At 57.5% G+C, this 17488-nt stretch carries 16 protein-coding genes; 5 read left to right on the forward strand and 11 right to left on the reverse strand.

What is annotated here, in order from left to right; genetic code table 11:
* Positions 1 to 3: 3 nt before the first annotated feature.
* The 4 genes from recF to dnaA all read right to left on the reverse strand — a co-directional run bounded on the left by recF (position 4) and on the right by dnaA (position 4938).
* Positions 4 to 1122, reverse strand: coding sequence for a DNA replication/repair protein RecF (recF, locus tag ACEVJL_RS10430; protein ID WP_302667624.1), 1119 nt, complete (start codon positions 1120 to 1122; stop codon positions 4 to 6).
* Positions 1119 to 1334 (reverse strand): RNA-binding S4 domain-containing protein, encoded by a 216-nt coding sequence (locus ACEVJL_RS10435; protein WP_008982339.1) that lies wholly within the window; start codon positions 1332 to 1334, stop codon positions 1119 to 1121. Before ACEVJL_RS10435 ends, recF begins: the two co-directional genes overlap by 4 nt.
* A 140-nt stretch (positions 1335 to 1474) precedes the next feature.
* Entirely contained in the window at positions 1475 to 2581 is a 1107-nt protein-coding gene (gene dnaN / locus ACEVJL_RS10440) for a DNA polymerase III subunit beta (RefSeq protein ID WP_302670650.1), read from the reverse strand.
* Between the two features lie 1040 nt (positions 2582 to 3621).
* On the reverse strand, positions 3622 to 4938 hold the full coding sequence (gene dnaA / locus ACEVJL_RS10445) for a chromosomal replication initiator protein DnaA (RefSeq protein WP_020989978.1): 1317 nt from the start codon (positions 4936 to 4938) through the stop codon (positions 3622 to 3624).
* A 525-nt stretch (positions 4939 to 5463) separates the two neighbouring features.
* Here dnaA and rpmH point away from each other — a divergent pair.
* The 5 genes from rpmH (at position 5464) to jag (ending at position 9014) form a co-directional block, all read left to right on the forward strand.
* Positions 5464 to 5598, forward strand: a complete 135-nt coding sequence (gene rpmH / locus ACEVJL_RS10450; RefSeq protein WP_040649988.1) for a 50S ribosomal protein L34 — start codon at positions 5464 to 5466, stop codon at positions 5596 to 5598.
* Between the two features lie 529 nt (positions 5599 to 6127).
* Positions 6128 to 6493 carry a ribonuclease P protein component gene (gene rnpA, locus ACEVJL_RS10455; protein ID WP_008982334.1) on the forward strand — a complete coding sequence of 122 codons (366 nt, stop codon included), beginning with the start codon at positions 6128 to 6130 and terminating at the stop codon, positions 6491 to 6493.
* Positions 6490 to 6708 carry a membrane protein insertion efficiency factor YidD gene (yidD, locus tag ACEVJL_RS10460; protein ID WP_374737809.1) on the forward strand — a complete coding sequence of 73 codons (219 nt, stop codon included), beginning with the start codon at positions 6490 to 6492 and terminating at the stop codon, positions 6706 to 6708. The genes rnpA and yidD overlap by 4 nt, the downstream gene beginning before the upstream one ends.
* A 39-nt stretch (positions 6709 to 6747) precedes the next feature.
* Complete coding sequence (locus ACEVJL_RS10465) at positions 6748 to 8139, forward strand: YidC/Oxa1 family membrane protein insertase (protein ID WP_374737810.1); 1392 nt, start codon at positions 6748 to 6750, stop codon at positions 8137 to 8139.
* Positions 8140 to 8141: 2 nt separating this feature from the next.
* A complete protein-coding gene (jag, locus tag ACEVJL_RS10470) occupies positions 8142 to 9014 on the forward strand; it encodes an RNA-binding cell elongation regulator Jag/EloR (protein WP_374737811.1) in 873 nt (290 codons plus the stop codon).
* A gap of 781 nt (positions 9015 to 9795) precedes the next feature.
* On the opposite strand, the gene ACEVJL_RS10475 is transcribed toward jag, so the two are convergent.
* From ACEVJL_RS10475 to minD, 7 genes are all read right to left on the reverse strand, one after another.
* Entirely contained in the window at positions 9796 to 11037 is a 1242-nt protein-coding gene (locus ACEVJL_RS10475) for a glycoside hydrolase family 3 protein (RefSeq protein WP_374737812.1), read from the reverse strand.
* Positions 11038 to 11308: 271 nt separating this feature from the next.
* Positions 11309 to 13108, reverse strand: coding sequence for an aspartate--tRNA ligase (gene aspS, locus ACEVJL_RS10480; RefSeq protein ID WP_374737813.1), 1800 nt, complete (start codon positions 13106 to 13108; stop codon positions 11309 to 11311).
* A 60-nt stretch (positions 13109 to 13168) separates the two neighbouring features.
* Positions 13169 to 13315 carry a hypothetical protein gene (locus ACEVJL_RS10485; RefSeq protein ID WP_235398049.1) on the reverse strand — a complete coding sequence of 49 codons (147 nt, stop codon included), beginning with the start codon at positions 13313 to 13315 and terminating at the stop codon, positions 13169 to 13171.
* A gap of 4 nt (positions 13316 to 13319) precedes the next feature.
* The gene (locus tag ACEVJL_RS10490) at positions 13320 to 13655 is read right to left on the reverse strand and encodes a hypothetical protein (RefSeq protein WP_302667619.1); all 336 of its coding nucleotides are present in this window, start codon (positions 13653 to 13655) and stop codon (positions 13320 to 13322) included.
* A 118-nt stretch (positions 13656 to 13773) separates the two neighbouring features.
* Complete coding sequence (gene hisS / locus ACEVJL_RS10495) at positions 13774 to 15141, reverse strand: histidine--tRNA ligase (protein ID WP_374737814.1); 1368 nt, start codon at positions 15139 to 15141, stop codon at positions 13774 to 13776.
* A 1032-nt stretch (positions 15142 to 16173) separates the two neighbouring features.
* A complete protein-coding gene (locus tag ACEVJL_RS10500) occupies positions 16174 to 16590 on the reverse strand; it encodes a methylglyoxal synthase (RefSeq protein ID WP_008982325.1) in 417 nt (138 codons plus the stop codon).
* 42 nt (positions 16591 to 16632) lie between these two features.
* On the reverse strand, positions 16633 to 17367 hold the full coding sequence (gene minD / locus ACEVJL_RS10505) for a septum site-determining protein MinD (RefSeq protein WP_020989973.1): 735 nt from the start codon (positions 17365 to 17367) through the stop codon (positions 16633 to 16635).
* Positions 17368 to 17488: the final 121 nt, after the last annotated feature.

Here is a 17488-nt window from a genome sequence, read left to right on the forward strand (position 1 = left end):
CCTTTACACCAAGCGCTGGGAGAGAACGCTCCCTCCCTGGATCTGAAAGCTTTTACCGCGCTCCAGGCCGTCCAGCTTTTCTGGCTCGCAGCAGGTGATGAACACCTGGCCGCCCTGAATGCGGTTCAATACAAAGGATTGCCGTTTTCCGTCCAATTCAGACAGCACGTCGTCCAGCAGCAGCACCGGCCACTCGCCGGTCTCCTGCTGAAAGATCTCCCGCTGAGCCAGCTTCAGGGACAAGGCCGCCGTCCGGGTCTGGCCCTGGGAGCCAAACTGTTTGGCGCTCTGTCCGTCCAGCTCCACCACCAGATCGTCCTTGTGGGGACCACTGAGACACTGGCGGCTGTCCAGCTCCGCCCGGCGGTGGCTCTCCTGGTGGCGCATCAGGCTTTCAAAAATGTCCTGCACGCTGCCCAGTGGGTCCTGAACGGTGGAAACCGTCTCATACCGCAGTCCAAGCTGCTCCCGTCCGCCGGAAAAATCGGCGTGGATGGCGGGGGCTTGTTCCCCCAGCCGCCGGACAAAGTGGGCCCGGTAGTGAATGATCCGGGCTCCAAACTGGGCCATACGGAGATTAAAGTCGTCCAACGTATCCAGCAGGGAGGGATTTTCCTGCCAGTCCCGTAAAATCCGGGTCTTGTGCTCGTAGAGGCGGTTATACTCCGCCAGCGCCTGAGCATACCTGGGCCGCAGCTGACAGATTGCCCCATCTAAAAAGCGCCGCCGGGCGGCGGCACCCTCTCGGATGAGGTAGAGGTCCTCGGGACAGAAGAGGACAGTGGTCAAAATTCCCGCCAGCTCCCCGGCGGTTTTCAGCCGCAGGCCGTTGGACCAAAGCTGTCGGGTTTTGCCCCGGCAGAGCTTGGCCTCCAGAATAAAGGTGCGCTCCCGGCTGTCCACTTCTCCCTTGATGTAGCCCTGGGGCTGATCCAACATGATGAGCTCCCGGTCATACCTGGCCCGGTGGGACCGGGCAGAGGAGAGGTAGGCAATGGCCTCCAGCAGATTGGTCTTTCCCTGGGCGTTGTCCCCGTAGATGAGATTCACCCGCGGGTGAAAGGTGGCCTCCACGTGGGCATAGTTGCGGAAAAAGTCCAGCTCCAGCCGGTTTAGCTTCATTGGACGGTCAGCTCCAGCTGGTCGTCAATGCAGGCCACGTCGCCGGGGCGCATTTTCTTGCCCCGCATGGTGCAGGTCTCCCCGTTCACCTTGACCCGGCCCTCCTGAATAATCAGTTTGGCATCGCCGCCGGTCTCCACGGCTCCGGCAAATTTCAGCAGATCCTGGAGCTTAATAAACTCCGTGCGGATCTGGACAGTCTCTTTTTCCATAGTCACTCCTTATTTTCAAAACCGAACTATCGTCTCAAATCTTTTTCTGATGGAAGCCGCCCCGCAGGGCAGCTCTCCCAGAAGCAAAGCGCAGCTTTGCACAAAGCTTTTTTGATTCCTTTTTTCTCGAAAAAAGGAATTTAGTTGGCCTTCAGGCGGACGGGCAGCACCATGTAGACGAAGGTCTCCTCCCCCTCGGCGGGCAGGATCACGCAAGGAGCCACACTGGAGGAGAACTCCAGACGCAGCTTATCCGCCGGGGCAGCCTTCAGCGCATCCATCAAATACTTATTGTTGAACCCGATCTCCAGGCCCTGGCCGTCTCCATCGATGGGGCACTGGTCGGCGGCATCGCCAATGGCGGTCTTTGTGGTAATATCTACCATACCATCTCCAAACACGCAGCGCAGCGGGCTCTTGAGCTTTTCACTGATAATCAAGGAGACGCGCTCAATGGAGGAGAGGAGGGCGCGGGTGTCGCACTGGATCTGAATGGGGTTGTTGCGGGGGATGGCGTTGCGGTAGGGAAGGAACTCGCCCTCCAGCCGGCGGCAGACCAGCACGGTGTCTCCGGCCTGGAACAGAATGTGGCGGGCGCCCTGGTTTACCGTAACAGGTCCCTCTCCGGAGCAGATCTTCTCCACTTCACTCAGGGCAGAACCGGGCACCACGAAAGAAAACTGTTCCGATCCTTCAATTTTATCGGCCTTCTCCCGGCGCAGCGCCAAGCGGTAGCCGTCCACGGACACCACAGTCAAATCGTTGTGGTCCGCCTCGAAGAGGGAACCGGTGTGGACAGGGCGGCTCTCGTTGTCGCTGACGGCAAACAGGGTCTGTGCAATCATGGAGCGCAGAGCAGACTGCTCCAGAGTGATGGAGTTCTGCTGGTCCACGGTGGGCAGCTCGGGGAACTCCTCGGGATCGGTACCTAAAATATTGAATTCGCTCATGCCGCACTTGATGTTGACCATGTAATCTTTTGAGGTGAAAACCACAACATCATCGGGCATTTTTCGGATAATTTCACCAAAAAGGCGGGCAGAAAGCACCAAAGAGCCGGGCTGCTTGATCTCAGCGGGGACGGTGGCCTGGATACCAGTTTCCAAATTATAACCGGTGAGGCGGAGTCGAGTGTCGGCTTCGATCAGGATTCCCTCCATGGCAGGGATGGAGCTTTTCGCTGCAACCGCTCTTGATGCAATGGATACAGCCGCTGTGAGCAGTGCCTTTTCACAGGAAAATTTCATGGGTTTGCCTCCTTCGCGTCGCTCCTCCCCGCTCTCTCTAAAGAGAGGAGAGGATTAAATTTCGTAATAGTAGCCCGTAGGGGGAAAAAATGTGGAAAAACGCCTCCAGCCTTACTCTCGCAACGGAAAGCGCGTCCACAGGGGGTGGGGAAGAATTTTGGTCCCTTTCCACAGGTAGTGGTGCCCACGGGAGTTTTCCACAACATGCACCAAGTTATCCACATTTAAGTGTGGATAACTAAGATGCAGTTCGGCCTGGGATTTTCGATACTATGCGTATATAAAATGAATACTTATGCAATCAATATTCAATTACACTGGGAATAGATGGTTCTACTAAAAGTATTCCGCCCAGCGGGGCGGGGGAGAGACGATGTTCCTTTCTGAACGATCAGAAAGGAACCAATGGCCCAGGCCACCCTCTCTTGCCCCTCTGGGGCAATTCACCTTGAGAATCGCTGGGGGCCGCTTCCGGTGAGCACCTTGCCTGCGGCGGTGCTCACAGTCATTGCCCCCAGACCCCCAATTGCGGGGGACGCCCTCCTGTTTTCTTAGCAATAACCTTCCGGCGGGCAAAATCAGGACAGGCTGGTCCTTCTTGCCTCGGCCCACTGGGGCCTGCAAGGTAGAAATTTAAAAGTGTCTGCGCTGTACGGACACCGCCTACTCCGGCAAAGCCAGGGCAGCTGGTCCGCGGCTGGGCGTGAGCGGTCTGTCCGCTCAATCATCGCCGCACCAAACAGGTAGGCAGGCACCAGGCGGTGTGCGTTAGAATATAAGAACTCTCAAATTTGAATGGCATCAGGCCCCAGTGGGCCGAGAATAGAAAGGAGCACGGTCAAAACTTAGGAACGCCGGAAAAGACCAAACAGCCCAAGGGACACGCTCTCGTAAACAGGGGTCCGGGGATAAGCCGCCTAGGAACACCGCCACAGGCGAAGTGTTCCCCGGCGATTCTTTCGTCCCTTTCTGATCGCTCAGAAAAGGACACTCGTTTCGGACAAAGCTCTTTTTCCTACTTTTCTCTCGAGAAAAGTAGGTTATTCGTAGCGGATATTGATATTCGAAGTAATATCCTTAATGATCTCCGCCTTTTCCGGGTCAGTCTTGACCAAATCCTCAATCCGCTCAATGGAGTGCAGCACCGTGGTATGGTCCCGGTTGTCAAACTCCTTGCCGATCTCCTTCAAAGAGAGGTTGGTCATGCGGCGGATCTGATACATGGCGATCTGGCGGGCCAGAGAGATATCCTTGGCACGGCCCTGGCCACGGAGGGTGGCGGGCTCAATGTTATAGAACTTACACACCTCGTCGATGATGACGTCGGCAGTGGGCACGATGTCCGATTTTTCCTTAAACATGTCCTTGACCGCCCGGACCACGGTGTCCTTGTCCACTGAGTCGCCCATGAGCTGCTGATAGGCCATGATCTTGTTGACGGTACCCTCGATCTGCCGTACGTTGGCGGTGATGTTCTCGGCAATGAGCTGGAGCAGGAATTCGGGCAGCTCCACCCCCATGCGCACGGCCTTGTTTTTGATGATGGCCATGCGGGTTTCATAGTCCGGGGGTTGAATGTCAGCCAACAGGCCCCACTCAAAACGGGTCTTCAGTCGGTCCTCCAGGCGCAGCATCTCCTTAGGCGGCCGGTCGGAGGTGAAGACGATCTGCTTTTTCAGCTCATAGAGGGTGTTGAAGGTATGGAACATTTCTTCCTGGGTGGAGTCACGACCGGCGATAAACTGTACGTCGTCCATGAGGAACACGTCGGCGCCGCGGTATTTCTCCCGGAACTCCGCGTTGCGGCCCTCCCGGATGGCCTGGATCAGCTCATTGGTGAAGGTGTCTCCCTTGATGTAGACCACCTTGTACTCCGGGTGGTTCTTATGAATGGTATGAGCGATGGCGTAAAGCAGGTGGGTTTTGCCCAGACCGGATTCGCCATAGATAAACAGGGGGTTGTAGCTCTGACCGGGGTTGTCGGCCACGGCGCGGGCGGCGGCGTGGGCAAACTTGTTGGAGGAGCCCACCACGAAGCGCTCGAAGGTGTACTCCTCTGTCCCGGGGAAGAAATCATTTTTTTGAGCGGGCTGCTGGTATTGGTCCAGTTCCCCTTCCGTAAGGACCACCACGTCCATCTCGGCGGAGAACAGCTCCCGCAGGGCGTTTTGGATCTTGGAGACGTACCGGGTGGCAATGATGTCCCGCTTGAACCGGGTGGGGGAGTAGAGGACAAAGCGGTCGTCCTCCAGCGCCACGGCGGTGGCGTCGTCAAACCAGGTGTTGATGGTGGTGGCGGTCATCTCCGGCTGCATGAGGGTCAAAACCTTTGCCCAGACGTCAGCGGCAGGATTCATGGAAAAACCTCCTTGAACAAGAGCGCCGGGGGCGTGAAAGCGGCAGCTCCGAAATACAGGGCCTGGCCCTGAGAAAGAAAGCGGGGAAAAAGAAAATGGGGTCCCTGCCGGCCCGAACTGGGCAGGGGACCCATTTGGTGTTTGTTTTCCGGACGCAATCAAAAAATGGGCGCAATTCGTCATCGTCATTATAGCAAAAAAACCACCCTGCCGCAAGGCGTTCTCCCTGGTTTTCCGGGGTATTTTTTATTTTAATAGTATGGGTGATTTTTTCCAGCAATGGGGCAGGTAGCAATATGAACACAAGATGTTGTGTTTTTTCGGGAGGAACGGAAAAAAGATGGAAAAAGGAAAAGAAAATAGTTGACAAGGAGAAAAACTTTCGTCTATAATAATCCGTACTGGATATGCCCGGGGATGGTTTTGTGCCCCCCGCAGGCCCAGCTTTTGACGCAGACCGCAGCCGGAAACGGCTGTTGTTGGGCCGGTGATGCCGGCTTGAATTCAAGTGAGGAGGTGTCCCCCATGCTTCGTACCTATCAGCCCAAGAAGCGCCAGCGTTCCAAGGAGCACGGCTTCCGTAAGCGTATGGCCACCCGCAATGGCCGCAAGGTTCTGGCTCGCCGTCGTGCGAAGGGCCGCGCTCGTCTGACCCACTGATCCGTGGGCTGGACAGATCCCGTTTTTGCCTGAGTTGTATGGCCTGGGCACACCGGATCTTCCTATGCGATATGGCAGAAGGACACAATTCAGAAACGCATATTTAGGGGCGTGGGAATGATTCCCCCGCCCCTGCGGTGCATACAGAGAAATGTGTAGGGCAGGCCAGCAGGGGAGACTGACTCCGGAGCGGATGGACAGAGCCCAAGGACGGCTTAAGCCGGACTGGGTCTGTCCGAAGACGGAGGAGTTGTCGACCCGACCGCGGGCCCAGCCCGAAACATGACAGACCGAAATGCGAAGGCTCTCTCCATTTTTGAGGGACAAGCCCACCTGGTTTCTCTCTTGCATACACCCATATGCGGGACTTTTTGTGCTTTTTTGTCCTATTGAAGCTACCATTTTGGATTTACAGCAGAAGCGAAACAAAGTTTCGCAGAAAGTTCTTTGCCAAGCTTTCTTTCAAGAAAGCGGGAAAGCTCTTTTGCCTGCTTTTCTCTCGAGAAAAGTAGGGGGAAAGGTAGAATTTATGAAGCACACCATTGCCTTAAAACAAAATCATGAATTCCGCCGCCTGTACAACAAGGGCCGCAGCGCGGTGTCGCCCTATTTTGCCATCTACTGCCGCAAGACCAACCGGCCAATTAGCCGGCTTGGCATCACGACAGGAGTGAAGCTGGGCAACGCCGTCAAGCGCAACCGTGCCCGCCGGAGAATCCGGGAGCTGTACCGTACCAATGAAGCTCGGCTTGCGCCGGGCTATGACATTGTGGTGGTGGCCCGCACCCGGGTGATCTACGGCCGTTACCGGGATCTGGAGCGCAGCTTTCTTCAGCTGATGCGTAAGCTGGAGCTGGTGCGTCCCCAAGAGGGAGCCAAGTCCGAACCAAAATGAAAAAGCTGTTTTTGTGGTTGATCCGATTTTATCAGCGGGAAATTTCGCCTCTGCGCCCCCCATGCTGCCGCTTTATTCCCACCTGCTCGGCCTATGCCCTGGAGGCGGTGGAAAATTATGGAGCGTGGAAGGGGGGCTGGCTGGCATTGCGCCGTATTCTGCGGTGCAATCCCTTTCACCGGCAAAAATCCATTGAGTACGATCCCGTACCCTGAGGATAAGCCGGAACCAACTAAATATGTGGAGGTACCATTGTGGGTATTATTCTGAAACCCTTTGCCTGGCTGCTGATGTTCTTCTATGAATACTTCGGCTATGCTGTGGCTTTGATTCTCTTCGCACTGGTGGTGAAGCTGATCCTGTTCCCCCTGTCCCTGAAGGGCAAGAAGAGCATGATCAAGATGAACCTGCTCTCCGGCAAGATGCAGCAGCTGCAAAAGCAGTACGGCAAGGACCGGGAGCGCTATCAGATGGAGGTCCAGAAGCTCTATGAGCGGGAGAAGGTCAACCCCATGGGTGGTTGCCTGTGGTCCTTCCTGCCCCTGTTCGTGCTGATCCCCCTGTTTTATATCATCCGTGAGCCTCTGACCTATTTTATGGAGTTGAGCGCCGAGCAGGTGGCTACCGTTGCGGAAATCACCGGCGTGGCCACCAAGGGCGCCTATCCCCAGATCGCCATGGCCAATGCCCTGAGTTCCCCCGAGGTGCTGGCTCAGGTTCAGGCTGCCCTGGGAGAAGCTGGCAGCAAGGTGTTCTCTATGAACTTCCAGTTCCTGGGTATCAACCTGGCCGCTATTCCCAACTGGAAGTTCTGGGAGGGCGGACTGAGCTGGGGCTCTATCGGCCTGTTCCTGCTGCCCCTGGTGTCTGTGGTCATGTCTCTGCTGTCCATGCAGATCAGCCTGAAAACCAACCAGATGAGCCGCAATCAGGCTCAGGACGAGGCTACCGCCAAGACCAACCGCACCATGATGATCATGATGCCCCTGATGTCTCTGTGGATCGGCTTTACCGTTCCCGCCGGTCTGTCCATCTACTGGATCGCCCAGTATTTCTTCTCCATCTTCCAGGAAATCATCTGCGGCAAGCTGCTGAAGAAGGACTATGAGGCCGCTCAGGCCGCCGCCGCTCAGCGCGAGCTGGAGGAGAAGGAAGAGGAGAAGCGGCGCAAGGAGGAAGCTCGTCTGGAGCGCCAGCGCCGTCTGGAGGAAGAGAAAAAGAACCGCGGCAAGAAGAAGGCCGCCAAGAAGGACGAGGATGCCGGCCCCACCATCAACAAGGATGACAGCCGCATCGGTATCCGGGCCTATGCCCGGGGCCGTGCTTACGACCCCAACCGTTTCGGCGGGGTGACTCCCTATGTGGACCCCAGCGACCTGATCGCCGCTCAGAAGGCGGCGGAGGACGAGAAGATCCGAAGCAAGAATAAGAAGAACAAGAAGAAGGAGCAGCCCGAGGACAAGCAGGCAGCCACTGAGACCGCCCAGAATGTCCAGCAGCCCGCCCCCGAGATCCCCGCCCCGGAGCAGGAGCAGCCCCAGAGCGAGGCCGCCCCTGAGACCGCTGAGGTCACCGAAGCCGTTGAGACGGTGGAGGAAGTCCAGGAGCAGCCCCAGGACGAGGATGACAAGAAGGAGGGTGTCTGATTATGCGTAAGTGGATCGAGACCACCGGCCGGTCCGAAGAGGACGCCATCGCCGCCGCCCTGTTCCAGCTGGGTCTGGACCGGGACGACGTGTCCGTGGAGGTCATCGAGCGGGCCAAGTCCGGTTTTCTGGGTTTCGGCGGCAACCCCGCCAAGGTCCGAGTAAGCTATGAGGTGCCCGGCGAGGAGGAGACTCCCGCCGCCGAGGAGGTAAAGGCCCCTGTTGAGGAGCCCAAGCCTGTGGTTGAGGCCCCCAAGGCCGCTCCCGCCCCCAAGGCGGAGCCCACGCCTGCTGCTGAGAGCGCCCCCAAGCAGGAGGAGGAAAACATCCTGCAGCCTGGGGACGAGGTGATCATCGGCAAGGAGGAGAAGCCCTCCCCTGCCCCTGTGTCTGAGCTGGAGCCCGCCGCCGAGGATGATCCCAAGGCCATGAAGATCCGGGAGTTCCTGGAGGGCCTGATGGAGCATCTGAACGTGCAGGCCACCCCTGACATCTACCGCAGCGAGACCGGCTATAAGGTCATTCTCCAGGGCCACGGCCTGGGCGCCATCATCGGCCGCCGGGGTGAGACTCTGGACGCTATCCAGCAGCTGACCAACTACTCTGTGAACCGCGGCCAGTCCAAGCGGGTGCGTATCCATATCGACGCCGAGGGCTACCGGGCCAAGCGGGAGGAGTCCCTCCAGCGTCTGGCGGTGAAGGTAGCGGGCAAGGTGGTCAAGTATCGCAAGAACATGACCCTGGAGCCCATGAATGCCTACGAGCGCCACGTGATCCACGCCGCTCTGCAGGACTATCCCAATGTCACAACTTACTCCACTGGTGTGGAGCCCAACCGCCGCACTGTGGTGGCTTACGCCCCCAACGGCCGGTAAAAAACCATCTATAAGCAAATCCGGGACCTTGTTTTCACAAGGCCCCGGATTTTTTATCCACATTTTCTGCGGAGAATGTGGATAATTTTGTTTTGGATAGAAAACGGGTGTTACTTTCTGCACGCGCAGAAAGTAACCAAAGACGCGCCAGGGGGTGCGCTTCCGACGAGCGCTGCGCCTGTGCTTGCGCTCATAGTCAGCCCACCCCCTGGACCCCCATCTACGGGGGACGCCTGCCTGTGGGATTGATTATGACCTCCTGGCGGGCAAAGACAAGATCTGTGATCCCCCTTGCCTCGGCCCACTGGGGCCTACAAATTGCAAATTTGAAAGATATACAGTTGAAATAACACCGCCTACTCTGGCAAAACCGTGGCAGCTGAGCATCTGTGGGAAACATTCGCTCGACCACCGCCGCACCAAACAGGTAGGCAAGCACCAGGCGGGCGTGCGTTAGTGTGGCAATGCCTTCAAATTTTGATGGCAGCAGGCCCCTGTGGGCCGAGAATAGGACGGAAACAGGTCTTGATTTTGCCCGCCGGAAGCGACGAAAAACCCAAAGGGACACGCTTCCGTAAATGGGGTCCAGGGGTGGCGACTATGAACACCCGCCTGCGGCGAGGTGTTCGTCGGAGCCACACTCCCTGGTGTCTTTTTGGTTCCTTTTTGGACAAGCAAAAAGGAATATCCGTTTCTCAACAAAGGAACCTGTTTCCCCAGAGCGGGACCAATAAAAAAACCACCTCACCGGGTTTCCGGTAAGATGGTTTTATTAGCAGAATCAATTGCCCAGCAGGCCCAAATCATACTTCCACTGCAAAACCCGCGTCACCGACTGATCGATCTGCGCCTCGTCGATCTCGCCGCTTTTTACGGCCTGTACCACCTCAGGAATCTGGGTCTGGAAGTCGGTGGTGATAATCATATCATTGCCGTCCTTTACCGCCATGACGGCGGGAGATTGGTCGCCGGCATAGGCAGCTACCGCATCCATGGCCAGATCGTCGGTCATGATCACGCCCTGGAAGCCCAAAGTGCTGCGCAGCTCGTTATGCACAGCAGGGGAGAGGGAGGCAGGTAGCTGATTGTCCACACAGGACATCACATTGTGGCTGACCAGAACGGCATCGGCTCCCGCCTGGATACCGGCGGTGAAGGGGAGATAATCGCTGGTCTGGAAGGTCTCATAGGGGCGCTCGTCAATGGCTACACCGGTGTGGGTATCCACATTATTCCCATAGCCGGGAAAGTGCTTGAGGACGGAACCAATGCCCTCTGCGTCCATGGTTTTCACCACGTTGGACACATATTCCGCGGTGGCCTGGGCGTCTTGGCCAAAGGAGCGGTCATAGATAAAGTCGTTGGGATCGGTGGATACATCAGCCACCGGAGCCAGATTGACATTTACACCCAATCCCAGGAGGGTCACACTCTTCTGACGGGCATCCTGAATGATGCTGTCCATGCCGCCCTCGGCAAAGAGGGCCTGGGGAGAGAGGCCGCGGTGAGAGAAAAGATTGGGATTAGAGCTGGCCCGTACCACAGTGCCGCCCTCCTCATCGGTGCCGATGAGCAGAGGCACGCCGGATGCGCTCTGATAGGAGCTGATGTCGTTGCGGACCTGCTCGGCGGTTTTGTCTTTAAAATCACGACCAAAGAGAATGTATCCGCCCAGTTTATACTGGGATACCGCCTCGACCGCACCTGTGTCAGGGCAGCGGACGAAGAACATCTGGCCCACCTTTTCCTCCACAGTCATAGTGGAGAGCAGTTCCTCAATGATCTGGTCCTGATTTTCTGTGGAACCGGAAGTGACGCTGGGATCAGGCTGTGAGGGGGGCTCCTCCGAATCCTGGGATGCGTCCGGTGCGCCAGAAGAACTGTCCTGGCTGGAGCTGTCGGAGGACTGGACGCTGGAATCCTGGGGCGTGCTTTGAGAGCCGGTGGATTGGGCGCTTGTGCCAGAAGTTGGGGCACAGCCGGTCAAAAGCACGCACAGAAAAACGATCAGTGCTTTTTTCATAGCTTCCTCCTAAAAAACAGCGCGGAGGCAAACGCGTCCGGAAATCGGGGCGGTTCTCTCCACACTTTCTTACAGTCTCTTTACTGATATCTTACGTACTATACCACTAAGTTGTGATATTGTCAATTTTTTGAGGCAAATTAAGTCGATTTTAAAAAATAAAGGCAGGAGCGGCAAACTGTGTCGCTCCTGCCAAATGTTTGTGTGAACGGGTGGAGGGAAGCGGAGCTTCCCAGAGAGTTCTTTGCCAAGCTTTCTTTCAAGAAAGCGGTTACTCCTCGTCGGCAGTCTCTTCCCGGCGGGTGACGGCCAGAGAGAGGTCATCCAATTGTTTATCATCTACGAAGTCGGGGCAGTTGGTCATGGGCTCGCTGGCGTTCTGCACCTTGGGAAAGGCGATGACGTCGCGGATGGACTCGGCGCCCGCCATCAGCATGCAAAGACGATCCAGGCCGTAGGCCAGGCCGCCGTGAGGAGGCGCGCCGAACTTGAAGGCGTTAATCAGGTGGCCGAAGCGCTCCTGGGCGTCCTCATCGCTGAAGCCCAGAGCACGGAACATGGCCTGCTGAGTCTCGGGCACGGAGATACGGATGGAGCCGCCGCCCAGCTCGGTGCCGTTGAGGACGATGTCGTAGGCCTTGGCGCGGCAGTTCTTCTTGTCGGTCTCCAGCTTGTCCAGGTCCTCGTCCATGGGAGCGGTGAAGGGGTGGTGCATGGCCACGTAGCGGCCCTCTTCCTCACTGTACTCGAACATGGGGAACTCAGTGACCCACAGGAACTTGAAGTCCTTGGGATCCAGCAGACCCAGCTGCTTGGCGCACTCGCAGCGCAGAGCGCCCAGAGCGGCAAAGACGACCTCGTCCTTCACGTCGCCCACGATGAGGATCAGGTCCCCATCCTTGGCGCCGGCGCGCTCCAGAATGGCCTTGTTCTCCTCCTCGGTGAGGAACTTCTGGTAGGAGGAGGTCACCTGGCCGTCGTGCATCCGGGTCCAGGCCAGGCCCTTGGCCTTGTAGGTCTTGACGAACTCGCCCAGCTTGTCGATCTTCTTGCGGGGGAAGTCAGCGGCGTGGCCGTTGACGTTGATGAGGCGCACAGAGCCGCCGCCCTGAACCGCGCCGGAGAACACACCGAAGCCGCAGTCCTTCACGATGTCGCTGATGTCCTTGAGCTCAAAGCCGAAGCGCAGGTCGGGCTTGTCGGAGCCGAAGCGGTCCATAGCCTCACGCCAGGGCATGCGCAGGAAGGGGGTCTGCACGTCCACGTCCAGGACCTCCTTGAAGACCCGCTTCAGGAAGCCCTCCTGGATGCCCATTACGTCGTCCTCGTTGACAAAGGACATCTCCAGGTCGATCTGGGTGAACTCAGGCTGACGATCTGCGCGTAAATCCTCGTCACGGAAGCAGCGGGCGATCTGCATATAGCGGTCAAAGCCGGACAGCATCAGCAGCTGCTTGTACTGCTGGGGAGACTGGGGCAGAGCATAGAACTTGCCGGGGTGGACACGGGAGGGGACCAGATAGTCACGGGCGCCCTCGGGGGTGGACTTGGTGAGCATGGGGGTCTCGATTTCCAGGAAGCCCTGCTCGTCAAAGTAGTCCCGGCAGATCTTGGTCACCTTGTGGCGGGTGGCGATGGCGTGCTGCATGTCGGGGCGGCGCAGGTCCAGATAGCGGTACTTCAGACGCAGCATGTCGTTGGCCTTGGAGTTCTCCACGATCTCAAAGGGCGGAGTCTCGGCCTTGGCCAGCAGACGCAGCTCGGAAACGTAGATCTCGATGTCGCCGGTGGCGATCTTGTTGGTCTTGCTCTCACGCTCCCGCACCAAACCGGTGGCGGCGATGACGTACTCAGAGCGCAGGGTGGAGGCCTTCTCGAAGATGGCCTTGTCGGTACTGTCGTCGAAGGACAGCTGGACCAGACCGGTGCGGTCACGCAGGTCCACAAAGATCAGGCCGCCCAGGTCGCGCTGACGCTGGACCCAGCCGCACACGGACACGGTCTTGCCCGCATCGCTCAGGCGCAGCTCGCCGCAGTAGTTGGTGCGGTGGAAATTCTGCAAATTATCCATGAAAATCAACTCCATTTTGTATTAGAAAGTTAGAAAATAGCAAATTGTTTTGAAAAAGCACTAAGAATTGCCCGCTGCTCCCTTCTGCTGAATAAAGTCAGCCAGAGTCTCGTTCAAGTCCCGGGGAGACACGGAAAAGATCAGGGTGCGGCTGCGCATGGAGGAGATGATCCACACCTTGCCGGGATAGTCGGCCTGTACCGTCACCAGGTCATCCGCAAACGAAAAGGAAACCCAAGCAATGAGCGGGGTGGGAGGAGGGCGGCAGAAGGTTTTCCAGGCTGGCGCGGTAGGAGGGTTGCTCCAGCAGCTCCAGCAGGCCCTCATAGTCCTCCTGGCCGGGGGTCAGGTCATTCAGCATCCAGGTCTGCAGGCTGGCTTGTCCAGCCGTGACATGGCCCTCAACAGCGTAACCCGATGCGCTGGTAATGTTGTCCCGGTCCATGCCCGTGGCCTGCCAGAAGGTTTGGGGGCGGGTGTACCACAGGCAGAAGGCAACGACAGCTATCGCCATCAGACAAAGAGAGAGCAAGAGCTTCTTTTTCATCGGCTATACTCCTTTCGTACGCCTGGGAACGGAAGGTGCCCTACTTTTTTCGAGAAAAAAGTAGGCAAAAAAGCTTTATGCAAAACTTCGTTTTGCCTCTGGCAGGGGAGGGGAGAGGTTACTCCCCTTTGTCCAGGATGGGCTTGCCCTGATTGAGCTTGTCCAGGCCGGCCTGGATGTGGGAGACCGCCTCGGCGGGAGAGAGCTTTACCTGCTCGCCGGACTGGAGGTCCTTCACGGCGCACACGCCGGAAGAAATCTCGTCCTCGCCCAGGAACACGGCGTAAGGGATGGACAGCTTGTCGGCATAGGAGATCTTCTGCTTGAACTTCTTCTGCTCGGCGTGGATCTGGGTGCGGATGCCGGCCTGGCGCAGGGTGGTGGCCAGAGCGATAGCGGGGGAGAGGTCATCGGTCATGGGCAGGATCAGCACGTCAGCGGGAGCGGTGTTCAGGGCATCGTTGAGGTAGCCCTGATCCTCCAAAACGAAGAACAAACGGGTCAAACCGATGGAAATGCCAACTCCTGGGAGTTGTTTATCGGTATAATATTCCGCCAGGTTATCGTAACGACCGCCGGAGCAGATGGAACCGATCTCCGGGTGGTCCAGCATGGTGGTCTCGTAGACGGTGCCGGTGTAGTAGTCCAGACCGCGGGCGATGGTCAGGTCCACAGCAAAGTGGGTTTGGGGCACGCCAAAGGCAGCCAGATATTTGACCACGGTGTTCAGCTCGTCCAGGCCCTGGTCAAAGATCTCGTTGCGGCCGCGGTAGCCCTCCAGAGCGGAGAGAACCGCCTCGTTGGAGCCGGTGATGGCAATGAAGGTGAGAATCTCGCCGGCCTGCTCGTCGGTGAGGCCGATCTCCTCCTCCATGAGCAGCTCCTTGACCTTCTCGGCGCCGATCTTATCCAGCTTGTCCACCGTACGCATGATTTCGTCGGACTTCTCGGTGAGGCCCAGCATGGCGTAGAAACCGTTCAAAACCTTGCGGTTGTTGACCCGGATCTGGAAGCGCTTCAGGCCAAGACGGGTAAAGGCCTGGTAGATGATGGCAGGGATCTCCGCCTCGTTGGAGATATCCAGCTTCCCGTCGCCGATGACGTCAATGTCGGCCTGATAGAACTCACGGAAGCGGCCGCGCTGGGCGCGCTCGCCACGGTACACCTTGCCGATCTGAAAGCGGCGGAAGGGGAAGGTGAGCTTGCTGTAATTGAGGGCCACGTACTTGGCCAGAGGAACCGTGAGGTCGAAGCGCAGAGACAGGTCGGTGTCGCCCTTCATGAAGCGGTAGATCTGCTTCTCGGTCTCGCCGCCGCCCTTGGCCAGCAGCACTTCGCTGGCCTCAATGAGGGGGGTGTCCAGGGGGGTGAAGCCGTAGAGAGAATAGGTTTCCCGCAGGATCTCTACCATGCGGTCAAACTGGGCCTGACGGGCGGGGAGGAGCTCCATGAAGCCGGACAGGGTGCGAGGTTGAATTTTACTCATCGGTATCAAAATCCTTTCTTTGAAGTATTTTTTAAAACCAGGACGGGGATGTGACTTTCTGAGCGATCAGAAAGTCACCAAAGAATCGCCGGGGGACTCCTTCGATGAGCGCCTGCGCGGAGCGGGCGCTCATAGGCGTCGTCGCCCTGGACCTCCATTTACGGGGGACGCTCTCCTGTCAGATCATAGAATCCTCCCGGCGGCCTAAAACAAGACCATTTGGTCCTTCTTGCCCCGGGCCTTAGGCCCTACCAAGCGGAAATTTAAGGTGTGCGCGCTGTACGGACACCGCCTACTCTGGCAAAACCGTGGCAGCTGGCCCGCCCACGGTCACCGCCGCACCCAACAGGTAGGGATGCATCAGGCGGTGTGTGGTAGAGTGGCAGTGCCTTCAAATTTTGATGGCAACAGGCCTCAGTGGGCCGAGAATAGAACGGGAACAGAACTTGATTTTGCCCGCCGGAAAATACCTAAGATCCAAAGGGACACACCTCCGTAAATGGGGGCCTGGGGGCAATGACTGTGAGCGCCCGCTGCGCGAAGGCGCTCACCGGAAGCGGCCCCCAGCGGCGTTTTGGTTACTTTGCCGCCGTGGGCAAAGTAACAACGTTTTCTTAGGAGGACAACGGCCGCCCCTGCAAATGATTGAAATATCACCGTCGCCCCGCAGGGCGGAACCCCAGAAGCAAAGCGAAGCGTTGCAGAAAGTTCTTTTGCCTACTTTTCTTACAAGAAAAGTAGGCGCTCTCGTCCCAGGATTGGGACGAGAGCGCCTAAGAAAACGCTTCGTGGTGCCACCCAATTTCAGAACAGGGCGACCCCGTTCCCTTTCGCCCCTGTGTTGCGGCAGGGGAGACCGCGCCCGTCTCCGAGCCCGCTGGTAGCGCCGTCTTCCTCCGGGCCATCTCCCTAAAACCCTTTCAGCCGTGGGGTTTCTCTCTGTCGGGCGGTAACCGGACTACTCATGCGCCGTCATGGCGGTCATATGGTGCTATGATACCCTAAATAGGGGAAAAAATCAATCTTTCTGCCTTACAGGGCAAAGGGAACCCGGTTGGGGTTCATGACGATACGCCAGTCCAGATCGCCCCGGGCCAGGCCGTGGATGAGCAGCTCCGCGGTGGCCACGTTGGTAGCCATAGGCACGGAGTGCTGATCGCACAGACGGGCGATATACATGACGTCCTCATCCATGCTGTTGTCCTGGGGAGAGTTGAAGAAGAGGACCAGGTCGATCTCGTTGTAGATGATGCGCTGGCCGATCTGCTCAATGCCGCCATGCTCATGGGACAAAAACAGATTGACCGGCAGACCAGTGGCCTCCGCCACCATCCGTCCGGTGGCATTGGTGGCGCAGACGGTATGCTTAGACAGGATGCCGCAATAAGCGGTACAGAACTGTACCATCAGCTCCTGCTTGCGGTTATGACACATGATAGCGATATTCATGGTGGCGGTTACCTCCTTGTAATCGTAATAAAAAGGAAAAAGTCAGCGAATACGCATGATGGGCACGCGAAGGCCCTGGATTCGTTTTGCGATATTTAAACAGGCGTTGGCGGCGCCCTGCCGTCCGCCCAGGATCAAGGGACGGCCCTGATTGGCCGACAAAATGACTCTGGGGTCCTCGGGGACCACGCCGATGAGGGGCAGGCCCGCGGCGTCCATGGCGTCGTCAATGGTGGTACGCAACTGGCGCAGCAGCTTGGGTTGGATGCGGTTCATGACCAGATGGATCTGCTCCAGACGGTCCAGCTCAGCCACAGTGCGCTGGGCGTCCCGCAGGGAGGAGGCGTCGTTGGTGGATACCACCAGGGCCCGGTCCGCGCCGCAGGAGGCCAGCTGAAAGCCGGGTCCCAGGCCGGCAGGGGAGTCGATCATAATATAATCATACCGCTTCCGGGCCGCATCCAGCAGCTCCTGGACCTGCCACTGGGTCAATTGAGGGGTAAAGGACATAGGGGCGGTCAGCAAAGACAGGCCGGGCAGATCCGGGTGGCTCACCGCCGCCTTTTCCAGAGAGCAGCGGCCAAACACAACATCGGAAAAGTCCATCAGAGCCCGGTCGCTGAGTCCCAGGGAGATGTCCAGATTGCGCAGACCGATGTCCATGTCAATGCACAGCACGCTCTTGCCCAGCCTGGCCAGGCAGGAGCCCACGCCGCCGGTGATGGAGGTTTTTCCAGTTCCTCCCTTGCCGGAGGTAACTACGATTACGCTTCCCATGAAATTCCTCCTATACACCAATTCCAGTCTATCACAAATCTAAGGTACGTCAATGATTTTTTTGAAAAAAATATGGTCAAATTAAAATAATTTTCACTCAAAAGCAAAAAAAGGCAACAAT

Origin of the sequence: Flintibacter porci (assembly GCF_041925195.1) — a bacterium.
GTDB lineage: Bacteria > Bacillota > Clostridia > Oscillospirales > Oscillospiraceae > Lawsonibacter > Lawsonibacter porci.